The sequence below is a fragment of the Streptomyces sp. NPDC051963 genome (assembly GCF_044593495.1).
Lineage (GTDB): Bacteria > Actinomycetota > Actinomycetes > Streptomycetales > Streptomycetaceae > Streptomyces.
In genome coordinates this window covers 617,547-636,398 of sequence record NZ_JBIUCC010000002.1, presented here as the reverse complement: position 1 = coordinate 636,398, position 18,852 = coordinate 617,547, and the positions used below count along the sequence as shown (strand labels likewise).

General features: G+C 69.9%; 15 protein-coding genes. 5 read left to right on the top strand and 10 right to left on the bottom strand.

The window, feature by feature from the left end:
* Positions 1 to 9: 9 nt before the first annotated feature.
* The 3 genes from ACIHFB_RS09290 to ACIHFB_RS09280 are packed head-to-tail and all read right to left on the bottom strand — an operon-like array spanning position 10 to position 3,717.
* Positions 10 to 783, bottom strand: a complete 774-nt coding sequence (locus ACIHFB_RS09290; protein WP_400126151.1) for a hypothetical protein — start codon at positions 781 to 783, stop codon at positions 10 to 12.
* A complete protein-coding gene (locus ACIHFB_RS09285) occupies positions 770 to 2,338 on the bottom strand; it encodes a substrate-binding domain-containing protein (protein ID WP_400126149.1) in 1,569 nt (522 codons plus the stop codon). The genes ACIHFB_RS09290 and ACIHFB_RS09285 overlap by 14 nt, the downstream gene beginning before the upstream one ends.
* The gene (locus ACIHFB_RS09280) at positions 2,335 to 3,717 is read right to left on the bottom strand and encodes a hypothetical protein (RefSeq protein ID WP_400126147.1); all 1,383 of its coding nucleotides are present in this window, start codon (positions 3,715 to 3,717) and stop codon (positions 2,335 to 2,337) included. Before ACIHFB_RS09280 ends, ACIHFB_RS09285 begins: the two co-directional genes overlap by 4 nt.
* Before the next feature lie 184 nt (positions 3,718 to 3,901).
* Between ACIHFB_RS09280 and ACIHFB_RS09275 the strand changes: the two genes are divergently transcribed.
* Positions 3,902 to 4,189 (top strand): hypothetical protein, encoded by a 288-nt coding sequence (locus ACIHFB_RS09275; protein ID WP_365288209.1) that lies wholly within the window; start codon positions 3,902 to 3,904, stop codon positions 4,187 to 4,189.
* Between the two features lie 48 nt (positions 4,190 to 4,237).
* Here ACIHFB_RS09275 and ACIHFB_RS09270 read toward each other — a convergent pair whose 3' ends face one another.
* From ACIHFB_RS09270 to ACIHFB_RS09260, 3 genes are read right to left on the bottom strand one after another with little or no spacing between them, the layout of a single operon-like run.
* Positions 4,238 to 5,308 carry a prenyltransferase gene (locus ACIHFB_RS09270; protein ID WP_365288207.1) on the bottom strand — a complete coding sequence of 357 codons (1,071 nt, stop codon included), beginning with the start codon at positions 5,306 to 5,308 and terminating at the stop codon, positions 4,238 to 4,240.
* Positions 5,305 to 6,081 carry a class I SAM-dependent methyltransferase gene (locus tag ACIHFB_RS09265; RefSeq protein WP_400126145.1) on the bottom strand — a complete coding sequence of 259 codons (777 nt, stop codon included), beginning with the start codon at positions 6,079 to 6,081 and terminating at the stop codon, positions 5,305 to 5,307. The genes ACIHFB_RS09270 and ACIHFB_RS09265 overlap by 4 nt, the downstream gene beginning before the upstream one ends.
* Positions 6,075 to 7,868 carry a glycosyltransferase family 4 protein gene (locus tag ACIHFB_RS09260; protein ID WP_400126144.1) on the bottom strand — a complete coding sequence of 598 codons (1,794 nt, stop codon included), beginning with the start codon at positions 7,866 to 7,868 and terminating at the stop codon, positions 6,075 to 6,077. Before ACIHFB_RS09260 ends, ACIHFB_RS09265 begins: the two co-directional genes overlap by 7 nt.
* A gap of 221 nt (positions 7,869 to 8,089) precedes the next feature.
* Here ACIHFB_RS09260 and ACIHFB_RS09255 point away from each other — a divergent pair, with 221 nt between their 5' ends.
* On the top strand, positions 8,090 to 8,707 hold the full coding sequence (locus tag ACIHFB_RS09255) for a TetR family transcriptional regulator (RefSeq protein ID WP_400126142.1): 618 nt from the start codon (positions 8,090 to 8,092) through the stop codon (positions 8,705 to 8,707).
* 43 nt (positions 8,708 to 8,750) lie between these two features.
* Here the strand turns inward: ACIHFB_RS09255 and ACIHFB_RS09250 are convergent, their stop codons facing one another.
* Entirely contained in the window at positions 8,751 to 8,924 is a 174-nt protein-coding gene (locus tag ACIHFB_RS09250) for a hypothetical protein (RefSeq protein ID WP_400126140.1), read from the bottom strand.
* A 132-nt stretch (positions 8,925 to 9,056) separates the two neighbouring features.
* Here ACIHFB_RS09250 and ACIHFB_RS09245 point away from each other — a divergent pair, with 132 nt between their 5' ends.
* Positions 9,057 to 12,737 carry an NACHT domain-containing protein gene (locus tag ACIHFB_RS09245; RefSeq protein WP_400126138.1) on the top strand — a complete coding sequence of 1,227 codons (3,681 nt, stop codon included), beginning with the start codon at positions 9,057 to 9,059 and terminating at the stop codon, positions 12,735 to 12,737.
* Here ACIHFB_RS09245 and ACIHFB_RS09240 read toward each other — a convergent pair.
* Together ACIHFB_RS09240 and ACIHFB_RS09235 are read right to left on the bottom strand one after the other, a co-directional pair.
* Complete coding sequence (locus ACIHFB_RS09240; RefSeq protein WP_365288195.1) at positions 12,691 to 12,924, bottom strand: ferredoxin; 234 nt, start codon at positions 12,922 to 12,924, stop codon at positions 12,691 to 12,693. The genes ACIHFB_RS09245 and ACIHFB_RS09240 overlap by 47 nt on opposite strands.
* Positions 12,925 to 12,928: 4 nt before the next feature.
* Complete coding sequence (locus ACIHFB_RS09235) at positions 12,929 to 14,386, bottom strand: aldehyde dehydrogenase (RefSeq protein WP_400126136.1); 1,458 nt, start codon at positions 14,384 to 14,386, stop codon at positions 12,929 to 12,931.
* A 115-nt stretch (positions 14,387 to 14,501) separates the two neighbouring features.
* Between ACIHFB_RS09235 and ACIHFB_RS09230 the strand changes: the two genes are divergently transcribed.
* Together ACIHFB_RS09230 and ACIHFB_RS09225 are read left to right on the top strand one after the other, a co-directional pair.
* Positions 14,502 to 14,711 (top strand): hypothetical protein, encoded by a 210-nt coding sequence (locus ACIHFB_RS09230; RefSeq protein ID WP_365288191.1) that lies wholly within the window; start codon positions 14,502 to 14,504, stop codon positions 14,709 to 14,711.
* Between the two features lie 61 nt (positions 14,712 to 14,772).
* On the top strand, positions 14,773 to 15,801 hold the full coding sequence (locus ACIHFB_RS09225; protein WP_400126759.1) for an MBL fold metallo-hydrolase: 1,029 nt from the start codon (positions 14,773 to 14,775) through the stop codon (positions 15,799 to 15,801).
* Between the two features lie 37 nt (positions 15,802 to 15,838).
* On the opposite strand, the gene ACIHFB_RS09220 is transcribed toward ACIHFB_RS09225, so the two are convergent.
* Entirely contained in the window at positions 15,839 to 18,631 is a 2,793-nt protein-coding gene (locus ACIHFB_RS09220; RefSeq protein WP_400126134.1) for an NACHT domain-containing protein, read from the bottom strand.
* Positions 18,632 to 18,852: the final 221 nt, after the last annotated feature.

The following is an 18,852-nucleotide window of genomic DNA, read 5'->3' as shown; positions in this document are numbered from 1 at the left end:
CTGGTAGATCTATTGGAAGATCGAGACCGGGTCCAGCGTCAGTTCGCCCGTCGCGCCGTTCCAGGTGCGCACTCTGCCCAGGCAGGTCGCCGGGAACTCCTCGTCCTGGGAGTAGCTGTCGACGCGGAACTCCTCGCGGACCCAGGACTCCTCGCAGGTGATCTTCACCTGGGCGGGCGGCTCGCCACCGCCGTAGCGGGCGCGCAGCACGACGTCTCCGCCGTCGGCCCTGCGGACGGTGAAGAGGCCGGAGACCGAGACGTAGGTCCTCATGACCGCGGTCAGCGGTGTGCCGGCGGCCTCGGTGTCCCGCAGTTCGTCGGCGAGAGTCGGAGTGAGGACGAGTTGGCCGGTGGCCAGGTCGGCGTCGACCACCATGTCCCGTTCGCGCAGTCTGTCCATGATCAGGCGGATGGTTTTCATGGGGGTGTTCGGCTCCCAGTACTCCCTGCGCGTCTGTGTGCTGGAGTCGCGCTCCGCCCTGGCGCCGACGGTGAGTCTGCCGAACAGCCCGAAGGCGTTGGAGACGCTGGTCTCGTGGGAGACGTTCACGTCCGCCTTCGGTATGCCGAGGATGTCGGCGACACCCTCGACGCGCGTCTCGTGCAGGTAGATGCACATGCCGGAGACCATGCGGCCGCCGCCGCGGCGCTGTCTGCGCCGGGCGGCCACCCAGCGCGCCAGCACGTACTGGAGCACCACGGCGAGGCAGGTCGCCGTCAGGAGCCAGACGACCATCCACGGCCACCGCATGCTCCACCACTGACTGTCAATGACACCCACGGATCTCCTTGAATGCGTCGGACAGTGAGGAAAGGTCGGCGTCGACCATGCGACCGCCGGTCGCGGTGGCGGCCTTGGCGAGAGCGGCCTCGTCGGCTTCGCCGAAGTGGACGGGGAAGGTGGGTACTTGGCGCGCGTTCGCGCCAAGACCTTTGTAGCGGCGGAGGAACTCCTCGTAGGTGAGGCCCGCGTTGCTCTCTCCGTCCGTCATCAGCACGATGGACACGGGCCGTTCGGGTGCCTCCCGCACGGCGGCCGCGGCGATGCGGTAGCCGCGGTCGAGGGCCGACCAGACGGCGGTGGAGTCGTCGAAGGAGTCGGTGGCCACCACCTTGCCGAGGGTGCGGAGGTCTCCGTCGCCGCGCACGGTCACCGTGCGCTCCTGGAGGACCCGGCCGCCGAACCGTACGACGGTGAGGTGCTCGCCCCGGTAGAAGCGGGCGAACTTGCCGGTGGAGGTGGGGTCGGCGCCGCTGAGCCCGGCGAACGCGGCGCGCAGGTCGGTGATCCGTTTGCCGCGCATGGAGCCGGAGAAGTCCAGCAGGAACACCACCAGGTCGGTGGTGCCGCTCGCGGGATCGCCGTAGTCGGCGACGAGTTGTTCCACGATGGACAGCCGGTCGGGGAAGGACAGGGCGTTGCCGACCGCCGCCCGCAGGGGCTCGGCCGGTGTGACGTCCTGGTTGACCGGGCGGCGCCAGGTGCGCTGCATCAGCGTCTGCTGCACATCGGCCCCGAGCAGCCAGTCGACCACCTTCCCGTACGCGGTCCGTTCGCCGGGGTCGAGCAGCAGCAGCGGGAAGTCGGACAGGACCATGCCGTCGTCGGGGTAGACGATCTGGAGGGGCTCGCGCAGCTTGTCGGTGGCGTTGAGGGAGAGCAGTTCCGACTCGTGGGCGATGAGCGCGTTGGCCTGGTCCTGGTGGCCGGTGTAGGTCCCGACCAGCTCTCGTGAGCTGGCGCCGGTGAGGGTCTGGCCGGAGCGGAAGCCGCGCAACCGGTCGCAGGAGACGTCCTGTTCGCGCAGCGCGCTGCCGGTTCCGGCGGCCGCGGTGGCGACGCCGACGAGGGCGGCGCGCCCGGTGTCGCTGTTGCGCGGGTCGGCCATGCCGAACCGTACGGTCCCGTCGGCGGCCGCGTCCGCGATGTCCGCCCACGACAGGCGCCCGCCGGGGGCCTTCGCCCGCAGTGTGCCGGCGACCTCGGGGGTGAGGCCGACCACCACCGGCGAGCGCATGATCGGCGTCGACTCGGGCCGTTCGGCCCGCTCGCCCTGGTCCTCCAGCCGCAGCAGGTAGGAGCGGTCGGAGGCGGGCCAGGCCAGGTCGTACGTCGAGCTCCGGGTGCCCGCCAGATCGGCCGTCGCCCGGTAGTCCATGTCCAGCTCGACACCGGTGTCGTCCTTCAACTGGCCCAACAGCGGTTCCAGGTCGGCGAGTTCGGGGCTGGCGAGGACCCGCAGGGTGACGTCCTCCTCGCCACCGGTGCAGGAGGTGAGGGCGGCGAGCAGGGTCAGGGTCAGGCAGGCGGTGAGAGTGCGTGCGTATCGCTTCATGAAGTGCCCTGCACGGGCGGTGGGCAGGTGCCCACGGAGTTGATGATCTCCTCCAGGACGTCCAGGTCGGGTTCGTACACCTTGGTCTGGTCGCGGTTCGGCTTCGGCACCTGTATGCCGTGCTCGCCGAGGTACGTGTTGAGCTGGTCGCTGGTGCCGTCGTCGCCGGAGAAGCGGACGCGGAAGCCCAGTTCGATGGCGCGCCGACGCAGGTCGGGGTCGTCCCTGATGACGCGGACCAGTTCGTCGCCGTCGGGACTCAGCGAGATGAGCTGCGGTTCGGTGAGGGCGTAGGGGGTGGGGTAGAGCAGGACGCGGTCGGTGTCCTGCCTGTGGTTCTTCTGCTGGTAGTCGATCTGGTGGGCCAGGTACTGATGTTCATAGATGAGGGAGATGGGTGCGATGCTCTTGCCGAGGCCGGAGAGGTAGCTGTCGGCCTGTTCGTCGGCCCACATGCCCTGGAGGTCGATCAGGGGTTTGATGGTCCGGGCGACCTTCCTGGCCTCCTCCATCGCCTTGGTCTCGTCGGCCTCGCCCGCGCCCGGTGTGCTGTCGCCGTTCGCCACGAAGGCGAGGATGCTGAGATAGGTGCCCGCGGAGTTGGACTCGCAGACGTTGGAGGTGCGGACCAGGACGCGGCCGCTGTTGCTGTTCCTGCCGTCCTCGTCGAAGCCGATGCCGTTCCAGGTGTCCGCGGGTTCGTTCTTGATGTCGTCCCGGTCCTGGGTGCCGGTTTCGCGGCCGTCGACCAGACCGTCGAGCAGGCCCATGAACTTGCCCATGCCGAGGTCGTAGTAGAGCGTCCTGCCACCGCCCGTCGTGGGCTGCGGGGTGGCCACGCCCGCCTTCTCCAGGGTCTCGGCGTAGTCCCGGAACGTGCCGAGGACCAGCGGGGTGACAAAGGGGCGCACCGAATCCCCCGAGTGCTTCTGCCGGTTGAGGATCAGCTTGGCCGCGGGCTGGCCGGACGGGAAGACGGCGTCCATGCCCTCCAGGGACTGGGTGGCGATGCCCCGGGAGCCGAGCCGGTGGATGTCGACCCGGATGCCGTGCTTCAGCAGCAGCCGCTGCACCTGAGGGTCTTTGAAGTAGTCGGACTTGGAGGCCATCCTGGCCTCGATCGTGATCATGCGGTCGAACGGACGCAGCGCGTTGCCCGTGACGAGCAGGGCGATCAGACCGGCCAGGGCGAGCGGAAGGGCTACGGCGACATGGAGTGGTAACCGAGGACGGCGGCGTGCCCTGCTGCGGGTCGCCAGCCGTGGTTCCTCCGTGGTGCGTGGAGTCCGTGGGGTGGTCTGTGGTGTGGCCTGTGGGGCCTGCGGGGTGCGTGCTCGGTCGGCTTCGGATGTGGCATGCGGTCTGTCTGCTTCGGACACCGGCTCTCCTGCCCTCTCCGGGGGCAGGATCATCGGAGATCATTCGGAATACCGGCCCCTGGTAGGGCCGATTCCAGCGGAACGAGAGGTGAACGGCGTTCGGCAGCCCGGCGTCTGAGGGCCACTCACCTCGGCTTTCCAAGCCCCCGGGTTTGATTCAGGGTTCAAGGGCAACCCGGAGGATATGTCTCCTAGCTCTGGCTCCAATCAGGCCGGGACGGTCATAGCGATCGTCGCCGACATCATGGCCGGCATCCTCGGCCTGTGGATCCTGATGTATCTGCTGGACGCGAACGGCGCGAACGACTTCGTGCAGTTCATCCACGACGCGGCCCGCTGGCTTGCCGGCTGGTCCCATGACCTGTTCACCTTCGACGAGCAATGGGCGCGGGTCGTCTGCGGTTACGGCCTCGCAGCGGTTGTGTACCTGTTCGTGGGACACGCCCTGGCCGGCCGGATCGGGCGGCACTGAGCGCCCCGCCGGATGTCCGGTGCCCCGCCTGCGGGTCCGTCGTGGCGCTCAGCCGCAGCAGTCGGGGTCCAGCCCTCTCGGCAGGCGTTCCCCGCCGAACACCGCACACGTCGCCTCGTCGCCGCCGAGTGCGGCGACCGCGAGGAGGAGGGAGCCGGCCGTCCAGGTGGTCAGCTCCCGGGGCCATACGGTCCGGTCCTCGAACACATAGCCCGTCCAGTACAGGCCGGACTCCGGGTCCCGCAGGTGCTGGATGGACTGGAGGATGTCCAGCGCGCGGTCGGACTCGCCCATCGCCCAGAGCGCCAGGGCGAGTTCGGCCGACTCGCCGCCCGTCACCCACGGGTTGGGGATGACGCAGCGGACTCCGAGGCCGGGTACGACGAAGCGGTCCCAGTCCGTCTCGATACGGGACTTGGCCTCCGCGTCCGTCAACGCGCCGCCCAGCACCGGGTAGTACCAGTCCATCGAGTAGCGGTCCTTGTCGAGGAACCGCTCGGGGTGCCGGCGGATCGCGTGCCGTAGCGCGCCGACCGCCAACTCCCAGTCCGGCTGCGGCTCTTCACGCTGTTCGGCGATGGCGAGGGCACAGCGCAGCGCGTGGTGGATCGACGAACTCCCGGTCAGCAGCGCTTCGTTCACGCCCCTGCCGTCGTCCTCGCGCTTCCAGCCGATCTGTCCGCCCGGCTGCTGGAGGCACAGCACGAACTCGACCGCCGCGTACACGGTGGGCCACATGCGGTCCAGGAACATGTCGTCGCCGGTCGCGAGGTAGTGGTGCCACACGCCTACGGCCATATAGGCGACGAAGTTCGTCTCGCGGCCCCGGTCCGTGACCGCGCCGGGGTCTCCGTCGTGGTAGGCCGCGTACCACGAACCGTCCTCGTTCTGATGGTCGGCCAGCCAGGTGTACGCCCGCTCGGCGGCCTCGTGTTCGCCCGCCGCGTCCAGGCCCATCGCCGCCTCGACGTGGTCCCACGGGTCGAGGTGATGCCCCCGGAACCACGGGATCGCGCCGTCCTCCCGCTGCACGTCGAGGATGCCGGCGACGGTCGCGGCGGCCTGCTCGGCGGTGAGGACCCCGGGCAGGACGAGGTGTTCTGTCCGGGGGGTGGTCACTTGGCGGCCACCTCGGCCTCCGACAGACGCGACTGACGCGACTGACGCGGCAGATCCGGCAGATGCGGCTTGGTCGCATAGACGACGAAGCTCTTGCCGATCAGCGGGTTCAGCGCCTGCTCGGCGACTCTCGTCGCGAGGGGCTTCTTCATGATGTCCCAGACCAGCAGCTTGTGGTACGCCCGTACCGGCAGGGCCTTGTCGTTGTCGACGCCGAACGCGCACTTGAGCCACCAGTAGGGGCTGTGGAGAGCGTGGGCGTGATGGCTGCCGTACGGCTTCAGCCCCGCCTCCCTGATCCTGCCGATGAGCTCGTCCGCCTTGTAGATGCGGATGTGGCCGCCCTCGACCTCGTGGTAGGCGTCGGACAGGGCCCAGCAGACCTTCTCGGGGCCGTAGCGGGGGACGGTGACCGCGATACGGCCACCGGGCTTCAACACCCGGACCATCTCGGCGAGTACGCCCTTGTCGTCCGGGATGTGCTCCATCACCTCGGAGATGATCACGACGTCGAAGGACTCGTCCGGGAAGGGCAGCGCGAGGGCGTCGCCCTCCATGGCCGTCGCGGTGGCCCCCTCCGGAGCCTCCCCCGCCTCCTTCATCGCCGCGAACCACTTCGCGACCTCGCGGATCTCCTCACCGTTCTGGTCCAGCGCCACAACCTGCGCCCCCCGCCGATAACACTCGAACGCATGCCGCCCGGCCCCACACCCGAGGTCCAGCACACGATCACCCGGCGCAAGCGGGAACCGGGAGAAGTCGACGGTCAGCACGTGGCCCTGCTTTCGGGATAGGCACTTGAAACACCGGGTGAGACTGCGGCTTCTGGGGGCGCGGACGCCGGGCGGGAGGTGGGCTCCGTGTGGACCGGGGTTGCCGTGGGCGCCGTGGCCGGTGCGTGAACCGCGCTGCCTGTGGCCGCCGTACTGGCCGAAGGCGCCGTGTGAGTCGTGCCGGCCGTGGCCGACGCGGGAGCCGCATTCGCCGTCGCCGCCATGCGAGTCACGTCGGCCGTGGACGCCGTGCGAGTCACGTCGGCCGTGGACGCCGTGCAAGTCGCGTCGGCCGTGGACGCCGTGCGAACCACGTCCGCCGCGCTCGTGGTACTCGCCGTGCCTGCTGCACTCGCCACGCTGAGCGCCCCACCCGTGGTCACCCTGTCGACCCCGCTCATCTCTGTGGCCGCGGAGCGGTCGGGGTTGCGGGGTGTGGAGGGCCGAGGGCCTGGCGCGGGGCGGCTGGACTCAGGGCCCGCGGAGCGGGTGATCGCCTCGCGGTAGTGAGCGGCCGTTCCCTCGGCGGCCCTTGCCCAGGTGAAGTGGTTGAGGACTCGTTCGCGGCCGGCGTGGCCGAGGCGGGTTCTCAGTTGTGGGTCGGCGAGGAGGCGGTTCAGGCCGGCGGCCAGTGCTTCGGAGTCGCCCGGTGGTACGGCGAGGCAGGTCTCGCCGTCGCGTCCGGCGACCTCGGGGATCGCGCCGCCGGTCGTGGCGAGCAGCGGGGTCCCGGTGGCCATGGCCTCGGCGGCGGGGAGGGAGAAGCCTTCGTACAGGGACGGTACGCAGGCGACCTGGGCGGAGCGGATCAGGTCGACGAGTTCGGCGTCGGAGATGCCCTTGACGAAGTCGACGGCGCCTTCGAGGCCGTAGCGCTCGACGGCCTGGGCGACCGGCCCCTCCGAAGGGCGCTTGCCCACGACGACGAGGTGGGCCTCGGGGTGTTCCGTGCGGGCCTTGGCCAGTGCCTCGACGAGGAAGACCAGGCCCTTCAGGGGAACGTCCGCGCTGGACGTGGTCACGATGCGGCCCGGCACCTGCCGTACCGCGGGATTCGGCGCGAACAGGTCGGTGTCGGCGCCGATGTGGACGACGTGGATGCGGTCGTCGCGGACGCCGAGATCGTCGACGATCTCCTGGCGCGAGGTGCCGGAGACGGTGAGCACGGACGGCAGTCGGCGTGCGACGCGCTTCTGCATGCGGGTGAAGCCGTACCAACGGCGGACGGAGAATCGCCGCTGCCAGCCCTCGGCCGCGTCCAGCTCCAGCCGGCGGTCCACGGTGATCGGGTGGTGGATGGTGGTGACGAGCGGCGCACCCACGTCGCCCAACAGGCCGTAGCCCAGGGTCTGGTTGTCGTGGACGACGTCGAACTCGCCGCGCCGGGCGCGGAGATGGCGGCGGGCCCGCAGGGAGAAGGTGAGCGGCTCGGGGAAGCCGCCGGTCCACATCGTCGCGACTTCGAGCGCGTCGATCCAGTCGCGGTACTCGTCGCGCCCGGGGTTCCGGAAGGGGTCCGGGTGGCGGTAGAGGTCGAGGCTGGGGAGCTCGGTGAGGCTCAGGTTGTCGTCGCCCCGGCCCTCGTCCAGGACCGGGTACGGCTGGGCGCCGATGACCTCGACGCGGTGACCGAGGCGGGCGAGTTCGCGCGAGAGGTGTCGTACGTAGACGCCCTGGCCGCCGCAGAACGGGTTCCCTTTGTAGGTGAGGAGCGCGATACGGAGCGGTCGCCCGCCGTCGGCTGCCGGATCCTCGTCGGACCCCGCCTGACTGGCCTCAGCGGTCACTCTGGGCCCCCTTCTCCACTGCACTGTCCCGCGAGATTACGCCGGGACGCTAATCTAGAACAAGTTACAGACTTGATCGTTCAAGAGGCTCTGAATCTACCGGCAGGTAGGGCCGCTGTGAGCGGTGGATCAGGTGATTCACGCCACGGCGGCATTACCGCCACCGAGCCTGCCATGCTGTCTGATCGCACACCCTCACGGATTGTCACGGAACGGGACCCATGCCAGCGGTTGCCAGTACCTCGCACCCCGCCTCCCCGCCCCTCACCGAGCGGCAGGAGGCACGCCGTCGCCGCATCCTGCACGCGAGCGCGCAACTGGCCAGCCGGGGTGGTTTCGACGCGGTGCAGATGCGCGAGGTCGCGGAGTCCTCGCAGGTGGCCCTCGGCACGCTGTACCGGTACTTCCCGTCAAAGGTGCATCTGCTGGTCGCCACGATGCAGGACCAGTTGGAGCACATGCACGGCACGCTGCGGAAGAAGCCGCCGGCCGGCGACACGGCCGCGGAGCGGGTCGCGGAGACCCTGATGCGGGCCTTCCGCGCACTCCAGCGCGAGCCGCACCTAGCCGACGCGATGGTCCGCGCCCTGACCTTCGCGGACCGCAGCGTCTCCCCCGAGGTCGACCAGGTCTCCCGCCAGACGACGGTGATCATCCTCGACGCGATGGGCCTGGAGAACCCCACCCCCGAGCAGCTCTCCGCCGTCCGCGTCATCGAGCACACCTGGCACTCGGCCCTCATCACCTGGCTCTCGGGCCGCGCCTCCATCGCCCAGGTCAAGATCGACATCGAGACCGTGTGCAGGCTGATCGACCTGACGGACCCGGAGAACGCGTAAGCACAAAAGGGCGGCGAGCCCGCGGCGGCCTCGGGACACCACCTCATCGCCTTCGGTGGCGCAGGGCGGCGAGGAGTTCGGTGAGCACCTTGAGGGCCGCGTGCCGCCGGGCCGGCCGACGCGACCACACGGCGGGCAGCACGACACCCCCGTAGACCGCGCCGAAGACGAGCACGGTCGTGCACAGGACAGAGACGGAAAGCGACGGGAAGGTCATGGGTTCCTCCGGGTACGGCGGTGGCCGACGGTTTGCGCCATGACCATCGCCCGCCCGCACCGCACCCCGGCCCGATCCCGGATCCCGCCGAACTCACGGCGGAAGACGCAGGTCAGGTCCTACGCTTCTGAAGTGTCCGCCGAACCGCGCCGAAGGGGCCAGGAGTTGACCGCACCCCCCACGGGTCCCGTCGCGGACTTCTGCATCGAGCTGGGCCGTCTGGTGCGCGCCTGCGGTGTCCCGCAGGCGGAAATCGCACGGACCCTCGGCCGGGGCGCCAGCTCGGTTTCGGAACTGCTGGGCGGGAGACGGCGGACGGCTCCGGATCTGGACGACGTGCGGTCGATCGTCCGCCTGTGCGCCGAGCGGCACGCGGTGCGGTCCGTGCCGGGAGTGGGGCCCCGCCTGGACGTGGAGTGGTGGCGGGGGCGGCACGCCGAGTTGGAACATGCCGTGGAACGCACACGTACGGCGCCCGCACCCGAGCGCCTCGCCGCCCCTTTCGTCTCGTCTCCTCCCGTCCCCGCCGCCTCGCCCGCCCTCGACGCAGCCGACTGCCTGGACATGGGCGTGGGCGAGGCGGTGCGCCTGCTGGCCGACGGCCGGTCGGAGCTGCTGAACACGGCGGACGCGCTGCTGGAGCCGGCGTGCTCGGACGGCCGCCCGCCCTTCGTCCTGGACGCCCTGCTGGACGATTTCCCGCAACGGGTGCGAGCCGTCCACGGCCTCGCCCGCAGCGCCCTGCTCTGGGCCGCCCGGGTGACGCTGGCGGAGGCGCTGATCCAGTGCGCGGACCATCTGTCCCAGATGGGCGCCGTGGATTTCGTCCGGCTCCTGACGCGCAAAGCGCTCCAACCGCAGGAGCCGCCGGCCACCGCCCACCCCCACACCGACGACACCGGCGCCACCGGTGATGCCCGACAACGGGACCGCTACGAGCACTGCGTCCGTTTGATCACCCAACTGTCCTTGCACTGCCCCGAGTTCGCCCTCACGTTCGCCCCGCGCGGCACCGTCGTGCGGGCCGCGGCGGATGGGCCGGACGGAATCGGGCTGGCCGGGCTGGAGGCCCTGCTGGACGAATGCGCGGGCCGTGGCACGCCCTTCCCGGCCGCCCGTCCTCGGCTGCGCGACCCGATCGCCTCCCTCGACTCTCCGGGCCCCCTGTTGCCTAGCCTGGCGCAGGGGTACGTCAATCCGCGTTTCCGGCTGGCCCCCCTGCAACGGCCGGAGGGCTTCACGCAGGGCGTCGCCTCGGACAAGTGGTGGGCGCAGCAGCCGTTGTACGACACCATCGAGCACTTCTTCGCCGCGTATCTGCTCGGTCTGCCCGCCCTGCTCTCCCCGCTGCTCGTGCTCGGCCACCCCGGCGCCGGCAAGTCGCTGCTGACCAGGCTCCTGGCGGCCCGGCTTCCGGTCGGCGAATTCCGTCCGCTCCGGATCGAGCTGAGGCACACGCCCGCCGAGGTGGACGTGCAGACGCAGTTGGAGCACGCCCTGAAGCGGTCCACGGGACGGTCGGTGAGCTGGCCGGACTGGTCGGAGGCGGAGCCCGGGGTGATCCCGGTGGTGCTGCTGGACGGGTTCGACGAGCTGCTCCAGGCGGGCGCGCAGCACCTCGATTCCAGACGGCAGTGGGGGTATCTGCGCGAGGTCGAGGACTTCCAGAAACGCGAGTCGGAACTCGGCCACCCGCTGATCGTGATCGTGACGAGCCGCACGGTGGTCGCCGACCGCGCGGACATCCCCCGCAACAGCCAGGTGCTGCGCCTGGAGCCGTTCGCGGAGCCGGAGATCGAGCGGTGGCTGGCGATCTGGAACACCACGAACGCCGGCTACCAGGACCTGCACGGCCTCAAGCCGCTGACACCGGAGACCGTCCTGCCGCACCGGGACCTGGCGGCCCAGCCTCTGCTGCTGCTCATGCTCGCGCTGTACGACTCGGTCGGCAACGCGCTGCACCTGCTGCGCGACCAGGGCATCAGCCGCACGCAGCTGTACGACCGGCTGCTCACGGAGTTCGTCCACCGCCAAGTCGACAAGGACGGCCCGCTGCCGCCGGCCGAGCAGTCAGTCGCCGTCCAACGCGAACTGCACCGTCTGTCCGTGATCGCACTCGGTATGTTCCACCGCGGTGCCCAGTCCATCCGCGGCGAGGAGGCGGACCGGGACCTGCGGGCGCTGGGCGAGGGCTCCGCGGACTGCGGGGCAGGGCCGCTCTTCGGGCGGTTCTTCTTCGTGCACGAGGCGCAGGCCGTCGTCACGGAAGAGCGGCTGCGCAGCTACGAGTTCATGCACGCGACCTTCGGTGAGCACCTGGCGGCGCGGCTGATCGACGAGGCGCTGCGACGGTGTGTCGGGCACGGCCCCTTGGATGACGGTGAGTTGTACGCCCTGCTCTCGTTCACCCCGCTCACCGACCGCGCGCAGATCGTGCACAACCTGAGGAGCATGCTGATCGACCGGCCCGGCGAACGGGCGGGGACCGAACTGGTGGATGCGCTCTTCGAGTTGTTCAGGGCAGCGGCGTGGGGCGGTCCCGGGCACCGTACAGAGGCGGGGTATGCACCGGTCCGGAAGACGCGGACGTACCGGGACGCGGTGTACGAGGCCAACCTGCTGCTGGTCGCGGTGCTCGCGGCCGGCGAGGTCTATGCCTCGCAACTCCTCGGGGCAGAAGGGGACTTGGTTGCTGCCTGGCGTCGGCATGCGTTGGGGTGGCAGGCGCAGATGCCCCCGGAGTCATGGGATCTGTTGTGCTCGACGCTCAGCCTCCGCCGCGATCCGCCACTCGATCCGAACCGGCCTGTCGCACACACCCCGGACATGCTCATCGGCATGGAACGGGAACCACTGGCCCACCACGAACTCCGCTGGAGCAAGCCGCTGCTGTTCTACCCCACGAGTCACGTCGATGCCGTGATCAGACGGGCCATGTTCACGGGGGACGCCGACATCGAGCTGCTCCTGCACACCAGCTATCCGCTGCTTGTCCAGTTCCCCACCGCCGCCGACGGGGTCAGGCCGACCACCCGGACGCAAGCTCAGACCCTCGTCGCTCTGCTCATCAGGGACCCGGAGATACCCCTGACCCTTCCTGACCTGTACGCCATGTGCCTGGACCAAGTGGGCCACCCGGTGGATCTCGAGGCAGTCGTCCATCTGGAGGCGGTGCTGCGTCAGCTGGTCCACGACGCCCCCTCGATGCCCGACGACGCCTTGGTTCAGGTGCTGTCCCACTTGAAATGGCCCCTCAGCAGGACAGGCCTCGTCACCGATGCGATGAGGCAGTTGGTCCTGCGCTGCATCGGCGACGCCCTGAAGCGGGGAAGCCCCCTTCTGGCAGACGTGCTCAACGAATTCCGCAGATTCTTCGTCGAGCCCGAAGCCCCCCAGGACAGCGGGAATGTCACCCTCAAAGACCTGAAGCACGTGGAGCACCTGAGCCGTTCCACACACACCTGGCGATGGGCAGGCTCCCTGCACGGCGATGCCGCGGCCCGCGAGCTCGACACTCTGCTCGCCGATCTCGACCTCCCGCACACCGCCGCAACCCACCCTGAAGCCCTCATCGGACTTCTCCGCCTCGCATCCGAACTCGACCTCCACGACTGGCTCTCCGCCCACGCCGCCGAGATCCTCGGCGTCCTTCCCCCCGAAGCGTTCGGCCTGCTGCGCCCCTCGGACCTGCGCCCGCTGCGGGCGGTGTTGCCGAAGGGCGCCCACGAGGCCGAGTTCCAGGAGGTCGAGCGGGTCTGGCGGGGCCCTACTCCTCCGGCGGGAACACCGGCTCCCCGCTCCCCAGCAGTGTGATCATGATGGCCTCCACCGGGCAGCCCTCCGCCGCCTCCAGGATCTGTTCGTTGGCGTCCGTCTCGGGTTCGACGGGGTGGGACTGGCGTCCGGTGTCGAGGCGGAAGCCGTCCGGGGCGTGGTGGACGCACTGGGCGGAGCCGATGCAGATGGAGCGGTCGACCTCGACCTGCCAGCGGTCTCCCATGCCGCTACGCCTCCCAGCCCGCCGGAAGATGGATCATCTTGTGTTCGAGGTACTCGCCGTAGCCCTCCGGGCCGAACTCCCGCCCCAGGCCACTGTTCTTGTAGCCGCCGAACGGGCCGAGCATGTCGAGGCTGAAGGTGTTGACCGAGTAGGTGCCGGTACGGACCTGGCGGGCGACGTCGATGCCGCGCTCGACGTCCGCCGTCCAGACGCTGCCGGACAGGCCGTAGTCGGAGTCGTTGGCGATCTTCACGGCCTCGTCCTGGTCGCCGTAGGGCAGCAGGCAGATCACCGGGCCGAAGATCTCCTCGCGGGCGATCCGCATCGAGTTGTCGACATCGCCGAAGAGCGTGGGCTCGACGTACCAGCCGCGGTCCAGGCCGGCCGGACGGCCGCCTCCCGTCAGGATCTTGGCGCCCTCCTCCTGGCCGATGCGGATGTAGTCGAGGTTGCGCTGCTGCTGGCGTCGGGCCACCAGGGGGCCGACCTGGGTCGACGTGTCCAGCGGGTCGCCGACCACCAGTGCGCCGGCCGCGGCGGCGAGGGCCTCGGCGAACTCGTCGTAGCGGGAGCGCGGCAGCAGGATGCGGGTCTGGGCGACACAGGCCTGTCCGTTGTTCATCCACGCGGCGGGGACGATCCCGGCGACCGCCGCCTCGACGTCCGCGTCCGGTAGCACGACGGCCGCCGACTTGCCGCCCAACTCCAGTGTCACGCGGGTGAGGTTGCGCGCGGCGACCTCCATCACCCGCTTGCCCGCGGCCACCGAGCCGGTGAAGGAGACCTTGTCGATGCCGGGGTGCCCGACCAGGTACTCGCTGACCTCCCGGTCGGCGGGCAGGATCGACAGCACGCCCTCCGGCAGCCCGGCCTCCTTGGCGATCTCGCCGAGGATGTACGCGTCCAGCGGCGACTCGGGCGACGGCTTCAGCACCACCGTGCACCCCGTGAGCAGCGCGGGTGCGAGCTTGGCGGCGGCGACGAACTGCGGGACGTTCCACGGGACGACGGCCGCGACGACGCCGACGGGCTCGCGGCGCACGAGGATCCGGCCGAGCACGCCGGCGCGGCTCTCCTCGTACACGTAGTCCCGCGCGACGGTGATCGCCGCGTCCCACACCATCATCGCGCCGAGCGCCTGGGCGAGGACGCTCCAGGAGTACGGCGACCCGTTCTCGGAGGAGATCACGCGGGCGATCTCCTCGTGCCGCACCGCTACCGCGTCCTTGATCCGGGTGACCACCGCGATCCGCTCGTCGAGGCTCATCCGCGGCCAGGGCCCCTCGTCGAACGCGGCCCGCGCGGCGGCGACGGCCCGGTCGACGTCCCCCTGCGACGCGTGCGGCACGCGTCCGATGACCTCTTCCGTATGCGGCGAGATCACCTCGATGACGTCCTTGCCCAGGGGGTCGGTCAACTCCCCGCCGATGAACAGCTGTCCGTGTTCCACGAGCTCGGTCATGGCGACTGCCTCCCCGAAGCGTGACTCTGACGATCCATCAGATACACGGAACTGATACCAGTTCTACTCCATAGAGTCCACGGAACGCACACCACTTCGCGCATACGATGCGCTGGTGACAGCGATGACCACCCGTGAACGCAGGCGCACCTGGGCGGTGTTCGTGGCAGCCATGGCGACGGCGGCCTGTGGCGCGGGGTGGATGATCGCGACATGGGACGAGGTGGACAGCAACGGCGTGTCCGTCCACAAGGAGGAGAAGAGCCCGGAGGAGATCCGGAAGTTCTGGACCCCGGAGCGCATGCGGGAGGCCAAGCCTGGATGACTGGGGCTCCCATCGAAACCCGTTCTAGTTATAGTGACCGGAGTCGGCGATGGGGGAGCTCATGGCGCAGGTGTCCGATCACGGTGGTGGGGTGCGGTCGATCCAGGTCCCCATCCCGGACAACCCCCTCGGCCACACGCTCGTGTACGTCGTCGACACCGACCGCGGACCGGTCCTCATCGACACCGGCTGGGACGACCCGACGTCCTGGGACACCCTCGCCGACGGGCTTGCGGCGTGCGGGACTTCGCCCGCCGGGATCCACGGCGTGGTCGTCACCCACCACCACCCCGACCACCACGGTCTGTCGGGCAAGGTGCGCGAGGCGTCCGGCGCGTGGATCGCGATGCACGAGGCGGACGCGGCGCTGGTCCGGCGGGCCCGTTCGACCGGCCCCGGGCGCTGGATGTCGTACATGACCGGCAAGCTCACGGCGGTCGGCGCCCCCGAGGACCAGATCGCGCACCTGCGCACCGCACGCCCCCGCACCGGCGTCCCCGGCCTCTCCCCCGCCCTGCCCGACCGCGAGATCGTCCCCGGCGAACTCCTCGACCTCCCCGGCCGCCGCCTGCGCGCGATCTGGACGCCGGGCCACACACCGGGCCACGTCTGCCTGCACCTGGAAGAAGAACACCCCTCCCAACTCCCGGGCCACGGACGCCTGTTCTCCGGCGACCACCTGCTCCCGCGGATCACCCCGCACATCGGCCTGTACGAGGACCCCGAGGACGCCACCGTCACCGACCCCCTCGGCGACTACCTCGACTCCCTGGAACGCGTCGGCCGCCTGGCCCCCGCCGAGGTGCTCCCCGCCCACCAGCACGCGTTCACCGACGCACCCGCCCGCGTACGGGAGCTGCTCACCCACCACGAGGACCGCCTCACCGGCCTCCTCACCCTCCTCGCCGAGCCCCTCACCCCCTGGCAGCTCGCCGAACGCATGGAGTGGAACCGCCCCTGGTCCCACATCCCCTACGCATCCAGAAACATCGCCGTCTCAGAGGCCGAAGCCCATCTGCGACGCCTGGTGAAGCTGGGACGGGCGGAGGCGGTGACGGGGACGGATCCGGTGACGTACGTGGCCGTGTAGGGCCGGTGGACAGCGGCGGCTGAACACGGGCCGGGACTCACGGCGCCGCAGAGGCCTGCGTCGCGGTCCGCGCCGCGTTCCTCCCCGCTGTATCACTGCCGCCGACCCGCGGAGCAGCCCGGATGAATACCCAGTTGACCCCGTCGGTGCCGGGCCGCCCACGCCGGGGTCGCCAGTGCGGGAACGCCGACACCATGTCGGACAGGCTCGGAGTACGGTCGGCGCTCAACTCCATCTCGAACGTGACCACGGACGGCAACTCCTCCAGCCGTTCGAGGTAGGTCGCCACGTGATCCGGGCCTACGTCCCAGGCGCGCTTGATCCGCAGCCATGTCAGCGCCGGGAGCCGCTGCGCGATGGCCGACGACGGGCTGTCGATCACGTCCTGTTCCGCGGTCAGGGACCGCACACCGCGGCGCACTTCATCGGGCCACTGTGCCAGCATCTGCCACGGAGTGCTCTTGCAGTCGGGGCACGGGGCACCGCCGAGGGACAGCTCCTCCAGGCCACGTTGGGCAAGGCCGAGGAACGCCTGGTGCTCCACCGCGCCCTCAAGGTGGAGCGTGCGCAGGGACGGCGGCATGATCAGGTGCGGCAACGAGGGCTGGGGCTCGTCGATGGCCAGCCAGCGCAGCTCCGCCAACCGGCCCAGCACCGCGTAGCTGTCGGCGGGACCGGACACCCGCAGCTCCTGCAGATGGGTCAGATGACCCACATGCGCCAGAAAGGCCGGGCCCACTCGGAGCGGGTCCTCCCACCGCAACGGGGACAGCACCACACGGGCGAACTCTGAGGGGTCGAACTCCGCCCACATGGTGCGCAGTTGACGCTCCACGGCGATGGTGGCGTCCGGGACGAACCGGGCCAGCGCCCGCATGGCGGATGCCCCGCCGACCAGTCGGCAGGTGTGGATGATCGCGTTGACCACATCGGGCCGTAGCCCGGCCTCGGGACCGGGCATCAGATCCAGCGCGACCTCGCCCAGACCGGCCAGCGCGGTCGCCTGCTCGATGCTCTGCGGCGGGATCAGCTCCGCCGCGCGTCGGCCCGCCTCCCGGCGCAGCTCCGGGTCGAGTGAAGCCGCACCGGTGACGCAGTCGACGGCGAGGATCGTCAACGACAGCCGGTGATGGAGTTCGTCGTCGGCGCGCTTCAGCAGGGCCCCGATGAGCTCGTTCCGCTCGCGGTCACGGGCGCGGCCAGAGGTCATCACGACGACCTCCTGCCACTGGTCCTGGTGGGCATGGCTGACCAGGAAGTCGAGATCACGCTCGTTGAGCAGTTGTTCGGCCGCCAGATACTCCTGGAAGGTACGGTGCACGAAGTCCACCCGGCCGGTGGCCGGTGACCTCAGTAGACCTGTGCGCACCAGAAGTTGACGGGCCACCAGGTCGGCGTCGGGCGGTTCGTGGACCGACGTTTCCAGATAGCCGCGGATGAGTTCCACGAACTCCTGGAACGACACCTCCGACCTGTCGTTGCGGATCATCCAGTAGGCGAGTCTGCGCAGCAGCATCTCCCGCACCCCACTGCGCAGCGGCGGTCCCCCGTCATCGATCCCCCGGTGCTGATCCCGGCGGATCAGCAGCATGTCGAGCGCCGCCTCGTACAGTTTCATCCGATCGTCGGGCAAATGCATCGCGCGGTCCCAGTGCAGAGCGCACAGCAGGGCACACAGCAGCGGGTTGCCTGCCAGTCTGCGTAGCTCGCGGCGGCGGGCGAGGCTGCGAATCAGAGCGTGCTCGTGGGTGGTGAGACGCTGCTGCTGCTCCTCACTTCCGGCCGCCTCACGCATGGTGCCGTGCCAGTGCCGGATGAACTGGTTCTGGTCGCCCGAACTCATCAGGGCCAGCTCGAAGGAGTCGAACCGCTGGTCACTGAGCCAGAGCTCGGTGACGGCGGCCTGCCGTGACGTGATCACGTAATGGCAGTTGCGGTAGGCACCGGTCAGTTCACGCAGCCAGGCGTGCACCTCATGCCTGCGGTCGGCATGCAGTTCGTCCACGCCATCGATCAGCACCAGCCCACGACCCTGCTCAAGCACCTTGGCCACAAAGCCGGACGGAGCCTGCTCGGCCACGATTCGGCCGGCGTAGGCCATGAACTCGTGGGGCCGGGGCAACTCACCCTCGCTGAAGCGGCGTAGCGGCAGGAAGAACGGGACCAGCCCCTGCCATGTGATCATCGGCCCCGGAAGCGTCCGCAGCATCGAGCCGACGGCCAGCCACTTGAGGAGCGTCGTCTTCCCCGATCCGGCGTCCCCACGCAACAGGACGCGCGTGGAACCGCCCAGGGCGTTCTCCACCCGCTGGGGCCCGTCCCCCACACGGCCTCCCGAGCCGCGTTCCTCCACGGTGAGGCTGATGTACGACGTGCTCATCCGGTATTGGAAGTCGGGGTGGCTCAGCGTGACGCCGAACAGTTCCATCGTGTCGAGCAACGGAACGACGCTCTGCTGGTACTTGCTGATGAAGTCGAGGTCCGCGGATACGAACGACACCGCTTTGCGAGCCGCTTCCATGGACGCGGCCTCGGTCGCGGCCTTCTCCGCCGCCCAGCGCTGCCGGCACTCCCGCTGCACCTGGGCCACCCGTGCGGCACCCCAGTCCGCGTACTGCGCGCAGGCTCCCGCCACGGCAACGGCCACGTCGAGCGACGGCAGGCCGCTGCCCTGGAACACCTTGCCCATCGTCGACTTGGCGACGTGGTAGGGGTGCGGGACGCGTGCCGTCTGTTCCGACAGCGCCATCAGTGACGGGTGGCCCGCCCTGGCCCTCAAATGCACGAGCCACACGACGAATTCAGTCGTCGGACTGTCCTGCTGCTCCATGCGGCGCCGCCCCCTCCGTCCACGTACGTCCAGCATTTTCCACCGCGCTGGAGTCGCTGTCCTGGCGAGCCGCCAATCGTGTGCAGGCCTTCGAGTCCGGGATGCACCCGGCGGCGGCAGAGGCGACGAGGAGCGAGAGACGATGCAGATCGTGGACACGGTGACGGCGGCGCTGATCGGGCTGTCGGCCCTTCTCAACACCGGACTGACGGTGTACCAGG

Bases quoted from the DNA above. Each gene is read 5' to 3' on its own strand.
- ACIHFB_RS09285 (WP_400126149.1), bottom strand. From the start codon at position 2,338: ATGAAGCGATACGCACGCACTCTCACCGCCTGCCTGACCCTGACCCTG.
- ACIHFB_RS09275 (WP_365288209.1), top strand. From the start codon at position 3,902: ATGTCTCCTAGCTCTGGCTCCAATCAGGCCGGGACGGTCATAGCGATC.
- ACIHFB_RS09255 (WP_400126142.1), top strand. From the start codon at position 8,090: ATGCCAGCGGTTGCCAGTACCTCGCACCCCGCCTCCCCGCCCCTCACC.
- ACIHFB_RS09250 (WP_400126140.1), bottom strand. From the start codon at position 8,924: ATGACCTTCCCGTCGCTTTCCGTCTCTGTCCTGTGCACGACCGTGCTC.
- ACIHFB_RS09240 (WP_365288195.1), bottom strand. From the start codon at position 12,924: ATGGGAGACCGCTGGCAGGTCGAGGTCGACCGCTCCATCTGCATCGGC.
- ACIHFB_RS09235 (WP_400126136.1), bottom strand. From the start codon at position 14,386: ATGACCGAGCTCGTGGAACACGGACAGCTGTTCATCGGCGGGGAGTTG.
- ACIHFB_RS09225 (WP_400126759.1), top strand. From the start codon at position 14,773: ATGGCGCAGGTGTCCGATCACGGTGGTGGGGTGCGGTCGATCCAGGTC.
- ACIHFB_RS09220 (WP_400126134.1), bottom strand. From the start codon at position 18,631: ATGGAGCAGCAGGACAGTCCGACGACTGAATTCGTCGTGTGGCTCGTG.